Source organism: Novosphingobium sp. SG720 (assembly GCF_012275365.1).
GTDB classification, from domain to species: Bacteria; Pseudomonadota; Alphaproteobacteria; order Sphingomonadales; family Sphingomonadaceae; genus Novosphingobium; species Novosphingobium rhizosphaerae.
On sequence record NZ_JAAZQN010000011.1, the window covers coordinates 1 to 16,293 of the forward strand.

Below are 16,293 nucleotides of genomic sequence, written 5' to 3' on the forward strand. Positions count from 1 at the left end.
GGATGAGCAGCGCGAGGCGCTCGCCTCCGGCACAATGACTGTCAGGATTGCAGCGGAAGATCGCCTTGTAGATGACCTCATGGCCGCGATAGCGAGCGCTGATCGTAACGGGGGTGAATGAGCGTCCAGTCCGCAGCACTTCACGTCTTCCCCGCCTTATACCCACTGTCCCGCGCCGCCTAGCACGGGAGTTGTCTCAAATTGCCCTTACTGAATCCCTTTGGGGCGTCCGTCTCAATGGCAGATGTTGCGGACGATCCGGAAAGTCCCCTCTGGGACGCGGATTGACCCGAACCGACCTTCGTTCATCGGCTCAAACATCGGCGCCAGGATGCCCAGGGCGGCGGACGGTCCGGAACGGCAGCTTGAAGCGCGCGAAACAGGATAGCCGCCATTCGGATACGCAAAAGCCCAGGGGACAGCACACGACCAGAATGCGAAGTTCGGCACCGGCAGATCCCGACCAACTGAAGCCGTTTCCCGGCGTGCGTGAACGGCATTCCTCCCGGAAGCCGCCAAAGCCATCCAATTCAGCGGTTCGGCAGCAGTGCGCATCTTTCGGTCTTTCAGGCCAGACCCCACGCGCCGCCGGCAAAGTATCGCGGGGCCGAACAAGCCTGCCGGAGGCGCCGCTGCAATCGCAGCAGCACCTATTCGGCGCGGTCGATCGCCGCAGAAGGTGCTGCGAGGCTCTGGATCTGCCACAGAGTCAGGAACAACGCGGCGATCACCGGGCCGACGACGAAACCGTTGAAGCCCATCAACTCGAACCCACCCAGCGTCGCCACCAGCACCAGATAGTCCGGCATCCGCGCCTCGCGACCGACCAGGATCGGGCGGACCACGTTGTCGACGCTGCTGACGATGAAGAACCCGCAAAGGAACAGGACCGCGCCCTGCCAGATCGCGCCGGTCGCGAACAGGTAGAGGGTTACCGGTACCCAGATCAGCCCCGTGCCGATCGCCGGGAACAACGAGAACACGCCCATCGCCACGCCCCACAGCAAGGCACCGGGAAGACCCAGCGCCCAGAACACCAGCCCACCCGTCGCGCCCTGCAGGATGGCGACGATCAGGCTGCCCTTGATCGTCGCGCGGATCACCGCAAGGAACTTGGCGGCAAGCATCGCTCGCTGGTCCGGCGCCAGCGGGATCGCGCTTTCAATCCGCGGGGCCAGCCTGCGCCCGTCGCGCAGCAGGAAGAAGGTAATGTAGAGCATCACGCCCAGCGACAGGAAGAAGGCGAAGGCATCCTGGCCGATACCCAGCATCTGCGCCGCGACGGGCTTGATGCTGTTCGCCAGGCCTTGTCCGATTCTCGTCTGGATCCCGACCACATCGCTCAGTCCCAGATCAGCCAGCCATGTCTGCACCCATGCCGGCAGGCGCGCCTCTGTTTCGACGAACATCCGCGCCAGATCGATCTCGCCGCTATGCAGTCGCGCGTAGAAAGCTGTCGCCTCGCGGAGCAGTGCGCCGCCGAGCAGCAGCGCCGGGCCGACAACAACGAGGGTGATGACGCACAGCGTTGCGAGGGCGGCTAGATTTTGGCGTTGCGGCATTGCCCGCAACAGGCGGCGGTTTAGCGGATCGAACAGCACCGCGGCGATGATCGCCCATAGAATTGCACCGGAAAACGGGGCGATGAGCCAGAAGAAGATGAGTGTGATCGCGCCGACCAACGCGATGAGGAAGAACCGCGAGGGGGCGGCGCCGGGATGCAAAGGTGCCGTCATTGCGCGCGTTCGGGCGTGGGGGCGAAGGCCGGCGCCTTGCCGGCGATCGCCCGTCGGACCAGCGGCTTGCACCCTTCGAGCAGGACGAGCAGCACGACGCCCAGGCCTGCCGCCAGCCCCATGTCATCCCAGGCGATCGATCCGAACGTCAGCAGCGACTGCGCCCATGGCAGGAACAGGATCGCTGCCGCCACCGCAACGATCGCGGCGACGACGTACCGCAGCGCCGCGTTGTGGCGAACCAGCGCATCGCGCAGCGAGGCATTGAACGACCGGTTCACGAGGATCAGCGCAACGATCTCGGCGACCAGCGCAAAGAAGACCAGCGCGCGCAACTCGGGCTCGGGCATCCCCGAGTGATGCTCCACGAGCAGCATGATCGCGACCATCCCGAAGGCAAGCCCGCCCTGGAATACACTCCAGACGATCATCGGTAGCGAGAACAGCGCCTCGGCCGGATCGCGCGGCGGACGTCGCATGGTGTCTGCCTCCTCGCGTTCGGCTTCGAACACCAGCGCACAGACCGGATCGATCACCATTTCGAGGAGCGCGATGTGGATCGGCCCGAACAGGATCGGCAACCCCAGGAACAGCGGCAGCAGCGCCAGTCCCGCGATCGGCACATGGACCGCGAAGATGAAGGCCATCGCCTTGCGGATATTGTCGTAGATCCGCCGCCCGAGCCGAACCGCCTGCACGATCGAGCCGAAATTATCGTCGATCAGCACAATCGCGGCGGCCTCGCGCGCGACATCGGTGCCGCGCTTGCCCATCGCGACGCCGATATCAGCCGCCTTGAGCGACGGGGCGTCGTTCACGCCGTCGCCTGTCATCGCGACGACCTCGCCCGTTGCCTTCAGCGCCTGGACGATGCGCAGCTTCTGTTCGGGCATGATCCGGGCGAAGACGGTGATGGTTGGTAGGCGCGCTGCCAGCGCGGCATCGTCGAGCTGTGCCAGTTCGTCCCCGGTGAGCACGGCGCCCGCGGCGATCCCTGCCTGCGTCGCGATCGAGCGGGCGGTTGCGGCATAATCGCCGGTGATCATCACCACGCGAATGCCCGCGCGCCGGCATTCGGCGACGGCAGCCGGCACGCTGGCGCGAAGAGGATCGGCCAACCCTACGAGCCCGGTTAGCGCATAGGCATAGTCCTGCTGCGTTTCTGCCCAGTTACGGTCCGGCGGGGTTGCCGTTGCGACGGCCAGCACGCGCATGCCGCGCACCGCCATCGCCTCGACGGCAGCGGTGAGCGCGGCGCTTTGGTCGGAGGGTAATCGACAGAGGCGGGCAATCGCTTCCGGCGCGCCCTTCGCCGAAAGGGTGAGAGCGTCTCCATTTTCCCAGACATTCGACATCGCCAGCAACTCGGGCCGCAGGGCATAGGCGTGCGTGACAGACCCGGTCGGCACCGGGATGGCAGCCACCGCCGACCGAGCCTGGTGGATCGCGATCTCCATCGGATCGGACGGTTCGACCGCGCTGGCGAGCGCCGCCGTGGTCAACAGAGGGTGATATGCATCGGGAAGCGGCACGTCCGGTGCCAGCGCGAACGTATCGCCCGACGGCAGCCAGAGCGTGGCGAGTGCCATGCGGTTCTCGGTCAGCGTGCCCGTCTTGTCGGTGCACAAAATCGTCGCCGAGCCAAGCGTTTCAATGGCTGTCGAGCGCCGGGTCAGTACCCCGGCCTTGCCGATCCGCCATGCGCCCATCGCCAGGAACACCGTCAGCACGACGGGAAATTCTTCGGGCAGCATCGACATGCCGATGGCGATTCCCGCCAACACCGCCTCGATCCAGCCACCGCGCAGCACGCCGTAGAGCAGCACGACCAGCAGCGCGACTGCGCCGCCGCCGATCCCGCACCAGGTGACGATCCGGGTTGTTTCGCGTTGGAGGCGCGGCGTCTGGGTATCCATCGTCGCGAGAGACTGTCCGATGCGGCCCATCGCACTGTGCGGCCCGGTGGCCGTCACGCGTGCGATGCCGCTCCCTCGGGCGACGAGCGTGCCGGCGTAGACAAAGGGCTGGTCCTCGCCGCCTGCACTGGCGGGCGCTTCGGCGCCAGGTTCACGCGCGACTACCTTGCCGACGGGCAGAGATTCTCCGGTCAGCAGCGACTCGTCGGCCTGGAGATCAGCGGCTTCGACCAGCACCGCATCGGCGGCGATCCGATCGCCTTGTTCCAGCACCAGCAGATCGTCGCGCACCACCTCCCGCCCCGGAATGTGTTGGCGCGCTCCGTCGCGGATCACCAGCGCCCGCGGCGCGGCGAGACCTCGCAGCGCCTCGAGTACATGTTCGGTGCGCGCCTCTTGGATCACGGTGACGACGATAGAGAAGGTGGCAAATGCCAGCAGGATCACTGCCTCGGTGCGATTGCCGAGAAGCAAATAGGCAATCCCGCCGAGAAGCAGCAGCGCGAGCATGGGTTCGCGCAGTACCTCCAGCGCAATTCGCAGCGCCGAGCGCCGATCGGGGCGGGGGAACTCGTTGGCGCCCTCCTCCGCGAGCCGGTCAGCCGCGCCCTTGGTGGAAAGTCCGTTACACTGGGCGGCTTCGGTCATAGCTCCAAGGTCTCGCAATCGAAAATCCGGGGGCGGCGGAGCAGTTTTGAACCAGTCCGAGGAAGGCTGGGAGCGGTCGAGGAGAGCAGACTAACAGACTTCACGCTCGCCCAAGCAGCTTTTCGAAGATCTTTCGGTGCTGTCGCTATCCAAGGTTGAGGGAGAGTCGTGGAAAGTGCGCCGGCCCTGGCATGCGCAGGCAGAGCTTCGCCGCGGCGGTCGAAATGCACAGCGGCCATCCGCAGACTGAAGCAGCCTAGGCGGCGTGGACAAATTTGAGCCAGTATCTGGCGGTGGCGAGATAGACCATTCCGAGGAAACTATTGGCAAGCTGGTCGTAGCGGGTTGCGATGGCGCGGTTGATCTTGAGTTGTCCGAACATGCGCTCGATGCGGTTGCGCAGCTTGTAGAGCGTCCGATCATGCCCGATTTTCACGCGGCGGTTTGACCGGCCAGGGATGACGGCCTCGATTTCCCGTTTGGCAAGGTCGGCACGGATTGCGTCGGCGTCGTAGCCCTTGTCGGCGAGCAAAGCGTCGGGTGCGCGCTCGGGTAGGCCGATCAAGGCGTCATAGGCCTTGCAATCTGCCGCCTCACCGACTGTCAGATGGAAGGCGAGCGGTCGTCCGAGCGCATCAGCCAAGCAGTGAAGTTTACTGGTGAACCCGCCCCGCGAGCGACCAAGAGCGCGTCGATGAGTCCCCCTTTTCCGCCCGCTGCCGAGACGTGGGCGCGAACGGTGGTACTGTCGATGCTGTAGTGACCGCTGTCCGCCATGATCTCAGCCAGCGTGACTGCCACGGTCTCCCAGACCCCGGCTTCGCTCCATCGCCTGAACCTGCGACAGATGGTGTTCCAGCTACCATATTTTGGCGGCACGTCGCGCCACGGAGCGCCGCAGCGGAGCCGCCAGAGGATGCCGTTGATGATTGAACGGTTCTGCTCGGGCGGCCTGCCGCGACCACGGTTCTCAGGTTCAATCGGCAGCAAGCCTTTCAAAATGCGCCATTCCGCCTCACTCAGGTCACCCCTGCTCAAGCCTGCCTCCAAAAAGCAGCCTTGAATCAACCCGCTCGGCTCGCGTCAAGCTTCCTCCGCGCACATGACGCTCGAAGTCCGCCTACTTGCGGGAATCAGGGTTTGATGCTCAATTTTGAACCATGAGCATTTCTGCAATCAACGCCGATGTCTTCGTCTCCGAAGTACTGAACAGCGCACAAGTATGGGGCATCAAGGATAGGGATGGCTTCCCGACCTCGACAAACGCGTCCGGCGAAACCGCAATGCCCTTTTGGTCGTCGGAAAATCGGGCCATGTCGATCATCAAAAGCGTCCCCGCGTACTGCGACTTCACCCCGGAGCCGATCTCGTTACCGACGTTCGTCGAACGGTGGCTACCCGGCTTGCAAAAGGACGGCCTCTATTGTGGGCTTAATTGGACCGGCGCACGCGCAACAGGATATGATCTATCTCCGGCTGATCTGATGGCCCGACTGGAGGCGGCCCAAAGAAAATCCTAATCCCGCGCAACAGCGAATTTGTCCACGCCGCCTAATCCACCCGCAAACGCGGCGATGCGTGGACCGAGTTTTATCCTCCTGCCACCACGACGACAGGGGCACCAAGCATGGCGGCTATCCCCCACCTGAAGACGCTCGCGCACAGCGCAGTCCACCTGACGCAGGAACCGCGTGCCGACGAGGACGCCCACAACAAGCTCGTGGAGATCTACTGTGTCACACTGCTCATGGCGTCAGACACCAGGGTCCTTCTCGACCATGGAGCCACTGGACCAGATCGATCAGGTGCCAACGCACGACGCCATGGACTGCCGGGAACGGGCCGCGCTCGACAATATCGACTAATGCCTGGCGCTGAGCATTGTTAAGTCGTGAACGGGCCCCGAGTGCCTTTCCATCAAGCAAGCCGTCGGGACCACGGGCATTGAACCGGAGCACCCAGCCCCGCCAAACTGAAGTCCGACACCACCGATAGAGCCAGAAGGCGGCGCGCTGGGTTCGCGTGCTTGGTCGTCCGCGCCAATCGGCGCAGTGACGCACCGTCAAAATCGTCCCGTAAACCAATCGCTGTCCCCATGGTGCCGATCTCCAATCTGCCGGCGCCATTGAGTCAGATTTCCGCGGTCTTGGGCATCCTCCGTGAGTCAGTCACCGCGCGGTGTGGTATAACTCCTCTCCACACCTAAAATGCGATTGACTCGCAATAGCGTTTTTGCATAGGAGGCCCCGCCGTGATGAAGAGGGGGTTCCATGACGCATAAATTCTTCCTGCCGTTCTTGTCCGCTACGATGCTGACAGGAGGTGCTGCTTGTTCTGTTGCCTCTGCGCAGGAGGTCGAACAGGCAGCGGATAAGAGGCGTGTCGATGAGGAGATCATCGTCGCCGGCCTCAAGCCCGATGAGGGCCAGAACAGGATCGGCGAGAATGGCGCGATGGGCTCGAAAGTCTTACTTGACACGCCCTATTCCCTGACCGTCGTCGATGCAGAGGACATTGCCCGGCGGCAGGCCAACAGCATCGCGCAGATCTTTGCCAACGATCCGTCTGTTTTCTCCTCGGCACCGGCGGGATCGACCAACTGGTGGGGTACTCAGATTCGCGGGCTAGGCGTGCGCAACTATTATATCGATGATGTACCGTTGCTGCTGTACTGGGGCGGCGACTTCCCGCTGGAGCCGATCGAAAGCGTCACTGCGTTGAAGGGCCTGACCGGCTTCATGTACGGCTTCGGCGCCCCGGGCGGTGTGATCAGCTATCGCACCAAGCGGCCGACCAGCGAGCCGATGCTGACGACCGAGATCGGCTATCGCACCAACAGCGTCTTTTATGCCCGGGCTGATGTGGGTGGCCCGCTCACCCGCGACGGCAGACTTGGCTATCGGGTCAATTTGGGCGGAGAAAAGGGGACCGCATATAACCAGGCCGGGGTGAACCGGCTGGTCGGGTCGCTGGCGCTGGACTATGCGATCAATCCCAACCTCAAATGGCACGCTACCGCGACATATGAGGACAGCAATCTTCAGCACGAGCCGTTCCAGTTCTACTGGGCAGACTATGTCGGGAGCGAATTGCCCCGCCCGACCTATGATTATTCTAAGCTCAACGTCGACAATAGCTATTACAAGGCGCGGACGCTGGCCACAGCCACCGGGTTCGACTGGGCGTTTGCCGATGGCTGGTCCGCACGGCTGACCTATGGCTACACGAGCAAATTCCATCGCTCGAACAAGATGTTCGTCTATATGCGCAATCAAGCTGGCGACTATGATGGCTATGCCTATAATTTTGCCGAGCTGGACAAGAACCATTTCGTGCAAGCGATAATGCAGGGCAACGTCGTGACGGGCCCGATCCGGCATGAGATCGTGGCGGGGGCATCCTTCCAGCTCATGGACAGCGCCTTTGGCTATAGCGACAAGGATTATTACTGGGGCAACGACTTCAATGGTAACATCTACCAGGATCAACCGTTTCGTGTGACGCGTCCGATCAGCTTCGGAACCGATGGCTGGCCGACACGGGAGCGGCAGGAGGCCTTGTTCCTGAGTGACACGCTGCATATTGGCGAGAATCTCCAGGCGATGCTCGGTGTGCGCCATACGCAATACAGGCTGTTTGATCTGGACGGGGATCCGTCGGTCGATTCCGGTTATCGGACAACGGCGGTGACGCCGACGCTCGCACTGATCTACAAACCCGCGCCCTATGTCTCGGTCTATGGCAGCTATGTCGAGGCGATGGAGCCGGGCAGCCGGGTCGGGGGCGAATATGCCAATGCGGGCGAGGTGCTGAAAGCGACGCTCAGCCGTCAATATGAAGTCGGTGCCAAATATGAGCATCAGCGGTTGAGCCTGACGTTGGCAGGTTTTCGGATCGAGCGCGCCGCCACGATCGATCGCATCGTCGATGGCGCGCGCCGGCTGACGCAGGACGGCCTGACGCTGTACAAGGGGGGCGAGGCGATCGGGAGCTATCGGCTCAGCGACGATCTCAAGCTGGGGGCGGGCGTGGTTTATCTCGATTCGAGCATTCGTAATGTGTCAGCCGGCAACGAGGATCTGCGCGGCAACGTGCCGGCAGGCGCGGCCAGATGGCAACTCACCAGCAATGCCGAATATCATGTTCCCGCCATTCCCGGCCTCAGCCTGCACGGCAATGTCCGCCATACCGGCAAAGCACCCACCAATGACAGCAACAGCCTCTACGTTCCCGCCTATACTACGGCGAACGCGGGCTTCCAGTTCGACACGCTGCTCGATGGACGCAAGGTGACTTTCACCGGCAACGTCAACAATCTGTTCAACGCCAAATACTGGACCCAGACCAACATTGGCGAGGGCATAAACGGGACCCTGAGCGTCCGCCTGTCATGGTGACGAGGCAAGATGGCGCCGACGGTGGGCCGGCTGAACGGCAGCCTAGCCCAATTTTGAACTTGGAACCTGCCGCTCCACAATCGGCTCAACCTAACTTGTTCCAAGGCATAGCGACGCCGAACGCGTGAACGTCGGCTTCTGCCTCGAGCCGACGTTCATCGGTCCACGTGGGCAGGGAAGAAACGTCCCCGGTCAAATTTTTCGTCCCTTGCCGCAGCGGGTGAATGAACGGCAGAATCGATGATCTCAAAAGCGGGTAGGAACGTCCGGGTTTGCGGCGGATTCGGCGGCGGGCGATGGCACTGAAACCGGCAAGTGTCGTCCAAAAGGCGCCGTGGCGGTTACGACGCCGTCTCAATCATCCTATTGGGGATGTGATTTGGCATACTCAGGCGACAACTCAGCCATCCAATAGCGGCGCACCGCAGCTTGGTGGTTACGGAATGCCACAAGCATTGCCGGATTTGACTGTGAAAAGGGTTTGCCACTTGCCCCTGAAATAGAATAGCGGGACCATTTATCAAGCGCTGTCTGGCAACGGGCTAGAACCGAATCTGCTTTTGCAATTGAGACGCCGCGTCCTTCCGGTACTTGTTCTCGAATGCAAGTAATCGCGCGGCTGATCGGGGTGTCGGGTGATCTGGTGCATGCTGGCAGCACTGCTAAGATCCCAAGCCAGGGAAGGCGTCTTGTAACTCTCATGGGGTTCCCGTAAGCTAGCGCTGAACCGGCCGCAATTCACCAACACAGGCTACACGTGGGGCCAGCGACATCAATAAACAAATGACCGCTTCCGGCGTACCAACTCAGGCGCCTGAACGGCGGCTTTTGGGGCGAACGCAGCAGAAGGCAGAGCGATGCTCAAATCCGCGGCTCACGCCCGGTTGCGTTCATTTGGTGTTCTGGAAAGCCGAACATGAGTGAGCCGTCTCGCCGCCCCACTCATGTTCAGTTCGCTGTCCGCCTGTGGCAGTGCCGCACCTCCGTCATTGCCGTCGATCCCCGACAAGTTGCCGTCCGATGTTCATGACGCAGAACCAGAGTTCGATCGTCGGGTTAATGCCGCTTATCCCATCGACTCGCTCGAGGAGGAAGCCGTTGCTGACCTGCACCGTGCCGGTTTTGAGGTCAGTTCCCGAGCGTCTGACGGTGATCGCTCTGCCGACAGCAAGCGAGCAGACACGATCTGCCAAACGGTCTGGTCGGTGCGATGGAAGGCGGATTCCGGGCGGCTGGGCGAGTTATTCGGCGTCTATGGGGCCCGCTGCCTTAGAGCTGGTTTCGAAGCTGCCTACAGGTAAGCCGCCGAGGCCAACGTACGCGACGACTTCGGTTTGTCGGAAAAATTTACATATCCGTCTGCAGCGGATTCTAATTGTCTATTGTTTTTAGAAATATCCCGAAATGGCATGAATTGTGCTTAACGCTGCATTAGGCATTGGGTAAGTGCGCAGGGGTAGGCGACATGAGATTCACAGCATATCGGGCAGGAATTGCCCTCGTAGCGTTCATGGCCATGTGTGGTAGCGCGAACGCAGATTCTATCACGCTCGGTTCCGGTGATATCGGTTCGAGCTTCACGCTCAATTACGATGGCTTTTCGAACGGAACGACGATTTCAGGCCTGACCGGATCGACCACGTTCAAGCTGACGGGCATTTCCGGCAACACCTATAATTTCGACTACACCGTCAGCAACACGTCGTCGGCGCCGGTGACGGACTCGCGCATTTCCAGCTTTGCATTCAACACCGATCCGAACATTTCGTCGGCTTCGAGCACGGGTGCCTATAGCTACACGACGCTGTCCTCGACCTATCCCAACGGGATCGGCACCGTGGACGTGTGCTTCAAGGATGCGCAGACGGGCAGTTGCGCTGGGGGCGGCAGTGGCGGATTGACCTTGGGTCAAAGCGGCAGCGGCACCTTCTCGCTGGGATTCTCGGCACCCGTCTCGTCGCTCACGCTCAGCGACTTCTATGTCCGCTATCAGTCGATCACCGGTGTGCCCGGCATTAGTTCGGCAAGCGGTGCGGGCACTCTGACCAGTTCGGGATCGACGTCGAGCACCAGCACCAGCACGAGCACCGGCGGTACGCCGGTTCCCGAGCCGGGCATGTTGGGCCTGTTTGGGGCTGGCGTCATTGGCCTTGCCCTCGCTCGCCGGCGGCCGGTTGCGCGATTGGCTCGCTAAAACGTCCGATGCCGGCTCTGCAGCGCGAGCAGCAGGGCCGGCGTCCATCAGCCAGTTTTGCCGGATTCCGCGGCCTGCAAATGGGCTTTGATGTTGGGGTTTGCAGGCGCCTTCGCTGCTGCATCGCGCAGTAGCTGCAATCCCCGTGCACGTTCGCTGGGTACGCGCAGCAATTGCCATCCTAACGTATCCATGATCGAAGGATTTTCAGGCGCAAGGGCGTAGGCTCTTTTGGCAAGATCCAACGCGCGAGCAGAATTGCCGACCTGGGCCTGGGCATAGGCAAGGTTGTTCAGGATCATGGCATTTCCGTTGGTGGACGCAAGGATGTGCTCGTAGCTGGCGATGGCCTGGCCCCAGTTGCGCGCCTTCATCGCGGCGTCGGCCGTGGCAAGTTCGCCAGCCAAGGCCCTTGGATCGGGAAAGCGTGCCCGTGCCGCCAGAGCAGCTGCCTGAGGATCGCCGGCACGCTTTGCAGCATCTGCTATCAGTCGGGCGTCTTCAGGTTGCAGCGCCTTGCCCGCATCGCTCAACGGCTTTAGCGTTGCGAGCGCGCCTCGGGCATCGTTGCCGGCAAGCTGCGCGCTTGCCAATTCCCGCCGAACAATTGCGCTCTGCGGGTTCCGCATTAAAATTGGCTCGAGACGGGCAGTTGCTTGGGCAGGCTGGTCGAGCATCACCAGCACGCGGGCGTAAAGCACGTCGGCTTCCTGGAGGCCTTCCAGGGTTTTCTCGTTCGCCTGAAGGATATCACGCGCCCCGGCCCAATCCTTTTGATCTGCCGCAAGGCGCGCGCGCAAATAGATCACGTTGCGATCTCGCGAATTGCCGAGTTGGGCAAGTGTCTGCTTCATGTCGCTGATGCGGCCGAGATCGCCTTGAATACCGGCTTTGCCGGCCAGCGCCGCCACGTTGCCAGGATAGCGCTGCGCGGCGCGCTCATAGGCGGCCAATGCGCGTGCCAAGTCGCCTTGTGCGGTTGCGACCTGGGCGTCGGCCATCATGACCTCTAGCAGGTCGCCGTCGCTGTGAAGCGCACGATCGATCTTGCTGCGAGCATCGGCCAGATTACCACTTTGAAGGTCTAGCTGTGCGGCAAGGGCCAACGCACGCGGATCGTTGGGTGCCTGTGCCAGTGCGGAGGCAATCGCCCTGGTCGCGCCAGGTCGATCCTCTTTCGCCAGGAGCGCCAACGCGCGCAGCCGTTCGGATGCAGGGTCGCTGGCGCGGGCCAGGCCGGAAAGCGTGCGATCGGGCAGACCGCGCTGAAGATCGGCTTCGGCGACAAGCTGCGTCATGTCCGCTGGGGCACGGCCAGACTTGGCCAGCTTGTCAAGCGATGTGGCCGCCGCTTCGCCGTTGCCCAGCGCCAGCGCATTGCGGGCGTGCAGTTCCAACAAGGCTGGATCGTCTGGCGTGGCCTCGAGAGCTATCGCGAGATCGGCCTGCGCAGCGGTATAGTCTCGTGCGGCATATTCACGCTCGGCGCGTTGGGCTGCAGCTTTGGGATCTGCGCCGCAGCCGAACAAGAGTATCGCTCCGAGGCCGCAAGTCGCCAGCCAGAGTGTTCGGTATTTCATCGATCCAGTCCTCCGCCCGTCCTTCTATTCATGGTCGGTTGCGTTTCTCCTACCAAAGGCGTCCTTTCTCGGTCTTTGTCTGTAGGTACCTTGAACTTATCTCACTCGGCAAGACGCAGGCGGTTTGGCTACCCCCTGCCTGCCCGCAAAGCAGACGTAGCCCTGCTCTCCGGCGACGGGCACGACCATATGAACTAGGGGCGGGTTTCGACGGACCGAATACGAACGAAGAACGTACAGTTTGAGGGCGGCAATGGCGGGACAGGAGGCGAGGGTGAGACGGGGCATGACGCCGACGTAGCATAGTGACAGGTCGCTGTGGGGAACGCCGATGCTGCAATCTTGTCTGCGTAGCTGGAGAGGTATCTGTTTAGCGTGCGGTCTGGCAAAGCAGTCAAGCTTGCCCTTGGATCAATCAAGATACTTGCCGTGATCGGGTTGCTGCACTAGGAGAGGGGGCACCGGGATAAAGCAACCTCCCGGCCAGGCGTTAGCCCAAGTGTTGCCTTTTCCGGCCTGTATTGTGCGGGCGGAAAGGTGATGGGCGCATAAATGACGACCTCTTCTTCCCATCCTGATTTTGCCGAACTGGTGCGCGTATCCGCCCGCATTGGCTGCCTCAGCTTTGGCGGGCCGGCAGGGCAGATCGCCTTGATGCACCGTGAACTGGTGCAGGAACGCGGCTGGATCAGCGAGGAGCAATATCTCCACGCTTTGAATTTCTGCCACCTGTTGCCAGGGCCCGAGGCACAGCAACTGGCCATCTGGATCGGCTGGAAGCTGCATGGCATTCGCGGAGGGCTGGCGGCGGGGCTGCTGTTTGTCATTCCGGGCGCGGCTGTCATTCTAGCGCTTTCGATGCTCTATGGCGCGGCGGCGCAGCTGGCGTGGTTTGCTGCGCTGTTCCTGGGGATCAAGGCGGCGGTTCTAGCCATTGTGGTGCAGGCGGTGTTTCGGCTTGCTGGCCGCGCGCTGGGGACGCGGTTCCGCAAGGGCGCGGCTTTGGTGTCGTTCCTTGCGCTGTTCCTGTTCAACGCGCCCTTTCCGCTGGTGGTGATCGGGGCGGGTCTGGTGGGTTGGCTGGTGGCGCACTGGCGCCCGGCGCTGCTGGGGTTGAAGGCGAGCGGTGTGGCCCCGCCTTCCTCGCCGCGCCCATGGAGGCATAGCGTGAAGGCGGTGTTAATCGGCGCTGCGGCATGGGCCGCGCCGATGGTGGCGGTGTTTGCCTTGCTGGGGCGCGATCACGTGCTGTGGCGCGTCGGCGTATTTTTCTCCAAACTGGCGGTGGTTACCTTTGGCGGTGCCTATGCCGTTCTGGCCTATATGGCGCAGCAGGCGGTGGGCGCGCAGCACTGGCTTTCCGCCGCCTAGATGGCCGACGGGCTGGGGCTGGCCGAAACCACGCCGGGGCCGCTCATAATGGTTACGCAATTTGTCGGTTATCTGGCGGCGTTTCGCAGCCCTGCACCTTTCACCCCGCTCGTGGCGGGCCTGCTGGGCGCGGGCTTGACCACATGGGTGACCTTTGCCCCATGCTTTCTGTGGGTTTTTGCGCTGGCGCCGTGGATCGAACGGCTTGAGCGCGCCTATGCGCTGAAAGGTGCGCTGGCGCTGGTCACTTCGGCCATTGTCGGGGTGATAGCCAATCTCTCTGCATGGTTCGCACTTCAGGTGCTTTTCCATGAGTTGCGGCCGGTCTCGGGCAACCTCAGCCTGCCGGTGCTTTCCAGTTTCGACTGGCGCGCAGGACTGATCGCTGCCGGTTCCGCTTGGCTGATCATCGCCCGCAAATGGAACATCATGCGTGTTCTGAGTCTCGCGGCGGCTTGTGGCTGGCTCATGTCGTTCCTCCTCTGACACCCACCATTTGGAGCATCCCCATGACTAACATGTCCCGCCGCAACGCTCTTGGCACTATCGCCGTCGGTGCCGCCGCAGTCGCAGTGCCGCTCGATGCTGGCGCGCAAACCCCTATTCCGTCTGCCACAGTGCCGGCCTTCGCTGGCAGCCACGCGCCCAAGCCTCTCAGCTTCGATGCCACCAAGCTCACCGGCCTGTCGGAAAAGTTGATACGCTCGCATTGGGAAAACAATTATCAAGGATCGGTCAAGGCGCTGAACATGGTCGAGGGGCGCCTTTCCGCCGCGATGGCCGACAAGGATCTGCCGCCGGTCATCTATGGCGACCTCAAGCGCGAGGAACTGCACCGCACCGGCTCGGTGATCCTGCACGAACTCTATTTCGAGCAATTCGGCGGTGATGGTGTGGCGAAGGGCACCATCCGCGAGGCGCTTGCGAAAAGCCACGGCAATTTCGAGGCTTGGGAGGCCGAATTTCGCCGCACGGCCATGGCGTTGGCGGGCGGCTCCGGCTGGTGCATTCTGGCGTGGAATCAATACACGAAGTCACTCCACAATTACTGGGCATGGGATCACACCAACGGCCCCGTCGCCGGCACGCCGCTGCTGGTGCTCGACATGTATGAACATGCCTTTGCCATCGACTATGGCGCGGCGGCGGCAAAATATGTCGAAGCCTTCATGCACAACATCGACTGGGCAGTGGTCGATGCCCGCTACAAAGCCGCCGCGCGGCTAAAGCTGGAACAGGGGAGTGCGATGAGAGGTTTTACACACGGCGGACTCATCGCGTTCCTTGCCCTTGGCGGGTGCACGCAGGCCCAGCCTTCCGTGCAGACGCCCTTTACGCTGGAGCGCGAGATTATCTTGCCCGATGTGAAAGGGCGGATCGATCATCTCGCGCTGGATGTGGCGCATCACCGGTTGTTCGTGGCCGAAATCGCCAATGGTTCGGTTGATACTGTCAACCTCGCTAGCGGGCAGCTGCGGCGCATCACCGGCCTGGCAGAACCGCAGGGGGTGGCCTACCTGCCTGGGCTCGACCAGTTAGTTGTCGCCTCCGGTGGCGATGGGACGGTGCGGTTCTTCAATGCCGCCACGCTGATGTCAGTGGGCAGCCTCAAGCTCGGCAGCGATGCTGACAACGTCAGGGTGGACAAGGCAAGCGGCCTTATGGCGGTGGGCTATGGCGCGGGCGCGATAGCGCTCATCGATCCGGTCAGGCGCGAGGTCGTCAGGACCATACCGCTGCCCGCGCATCCAGAGGGGTTCCAAATCGATGCGGCGAAGGGGCGGCTCTATGTCAACCTGCCGAATGCAGGTGCGGTGGCCGCCGTTGACCTCGCCGAGGGAACGGTGCTGGCCCGCTGGCGTGCGCCGCATCACCTGAATTTCCCGATGGCGTTGGGAGCGGAGGGGCAGACCCTTGCCATCGTTTCCCGCCTGCCAGCCTATCTGTCGATGCTCGATGCAGCCAGCGGGGCGGTTCATCTTGATCCGTCAACCTGCGGCGATGCCGATGATGTGTTTCGCGATGCCAGGCGGAAGCGATGGTATGTCAGTTGCGGCTCGGGCAAGGTCGAGGCCTTCTCTGAAACTGCCTCTCCACTCGGCTTTGTCAAAACCGGATCGTGCGCGCGCACTTCGCTCTATTCTCCCGATCTCGATCGCTTGATTGTGGCGGTGCCCGCCGGCTGGACCGGCGGCAGCGCCCGTTTGCTTGTCCTCAAACCCGAAAATTGATCTGAAAGGCATCCCCTTTTAGCCTTGAACACCATCGCCCCGCCGCCGAAAGGGCAGGTCCGGCGGTGGCGTCAACAAGCTGAGGGTGATGTCATCCCCTTGAAGTGATGCCCGTTGTCCTCTTTGCATGTTACCTATCCGCAAGCTTCCAAGCAGCTCCGACCTAAGAGACTGTTTGGAAATCCGGATTTGCCGGATTTGCCGCACCGGCCCACTCAAC

Annotated in this window: 9 protein-coding genes and 3 pseudogenes; 5 read left to right on the top strand and 7 right to left on the bottom strand. The window is 62.2% G+C overall.

The features are described from left to right. Positions 1-234: 234 nt before the first annotated feature. The 5 genes and pseudogenes from FHW94_RS22115 to FHW94_RS23490 form a co-directional block, all read right to left on the bottom strand. Positions 235-555, bottom strand: a complete 321-nt coding sequence (locus tag FHW94_RS22115; RefSeq protein WP_168558014.1) for a hypothetical protein — start codon at positions 553-555, stop codon at positions 235-237. A 95-nt stretch (positions 556-650) separates the two neighbouring features. Continuing rightward, positions 651-1,736 carry an AI-2E family transporter gene (locus FHW94_RS22120; RefSeq protein WP_022676098.1) on the bottom strand — a complete coding sequence of 362 codons (1,086 nt, stop codon included), beginning with the start codon at positions 1,734-1,736 and terminating at the stop codon, positions 651-653. Further along, a complete protein-coding gene (locus FHW94_RS22125; protein WP_168558015.1) occupies positions 1,733-4,300 on the bottom strand; it encodes a cation-translocating P-type ATPase in 2,568 nt (855 codons plus the stop codon). The genes FHW94_RS22120 and FHW94_RS22125 overlap by 4 nt, the downstream gene beginning before the upstream one ends. A gap of 256 nt (positions 4,301-4,556) precedes the next feature. Further along, positions 4,557-4,964: pseudogene (locus FHW94_RS23485) on the bottom strand (IS5 family transposase); the annotation flags it as partial. Further along, positions 4,904-5,368, bottom strand: a complete 465-nt coding sequence (locus FHW94_RS23490; RefSeq protein ID WP_349237588.1) for an IS5 family transposase — start codon at positions 5,366-5,368, stop codon at positions 4,904-4,906. The pseudogene FHW94_RS23485 and the gene FHW94_RS23490, both read right to left, overlap by 61 nt. Before the next feature lie 92 nt (positions 5,369-5,460). Here FHW94_RS23490 and FHW94_RS22135 point away from each other — a divergent pair, with 92 nt between their 5' ends. Then, a complete protein-coding gene (locus FHW94_RS22135; RefSeq protein WP_028657806.1) occupies positions 5,461-5,820 on the top strand; it encodes a DUF2750 domain-containing protein in 360 nt (119 codons plus the stop codon). Between the two features lie 261 nt (positions 5,821-6,081). Here FHW94_RS22135 and FHW94_RS23495 read toward each other — a convergent pair. Beyond that, a pseudogene (locus tag FHW94_RS23495) lies at positions 6,082-6,397 on the bottom strand (helix-turn-helix domain-containing protein); the annotation flags it as partial. Between the two features lie 173 nt (positions 6,398-6,570). Between FHW94_RS23495 and FHW94_RS22145 the strand changes: the two are divergent. After that, a complete protein-coding gene (locus tag FHW94_RS22145) occupies positions 6,571-8,697 on the top strand; it encodes a TonB-dependent siderophore receptor (RefSeq protein WP_168558017.1) in 2,127 nt (708 codons plus the stop codon). 1,465 nt (positions 8,698-10,162) lie between these two features. Continuing rightward, positions 10,163-10,891, top strand: a complete 729-nt coding sequence (locus tag FHW94_RS22150) for a cistern family PEP-CTERM protein (RefSeq protein WP_168558018.1) — start codon at positions 10,163-10,165, stop codon at positions 10,889-10,891. Positions 10,892-10,938: 47 nt separating this feature from the next. Here the strand turns inward: FHW94_RS22150 and FHW94_RS22155 are convergent, their stop codons facing one another. Beyond that, positions 10,939-12,471, bottom strand: a complete 1,533-nt coding sequence (locus FHW94_RS22155) for a tetratricopeptide repeat protein (RefSeq protein WP_168558019.1) — start codon at positions 12,469-12,471, stop codon at positions 10,939-10,941. A gap of 552 nt (positions 12,472-13,023) precedes the next feature. Here FHW94_RS22155 and chrA point away from each other — a divergent pair. Further along, positions 13,024-14,328 (top strand): annotated as a pseudogene (gene chrA / locus FHW94_RS23755) (chromate efflux transporter). A 23-nt stretch (positions 14,329-14,351) separates the two neighbouring features. Beyond that, on the top strand, positions 14,352-16,073 hold the full coding sequence (locus tag FHW94_RS23510; protein WP_246866352.1) for a Fe-Mn family superoxide dismutase: 1,722 nt from the start codon (positions 14,352-14,354) through the stop codon (positions 16,071-16,073). Positions 16,074-16,293 lie beyond the last annotated feature (220 nt).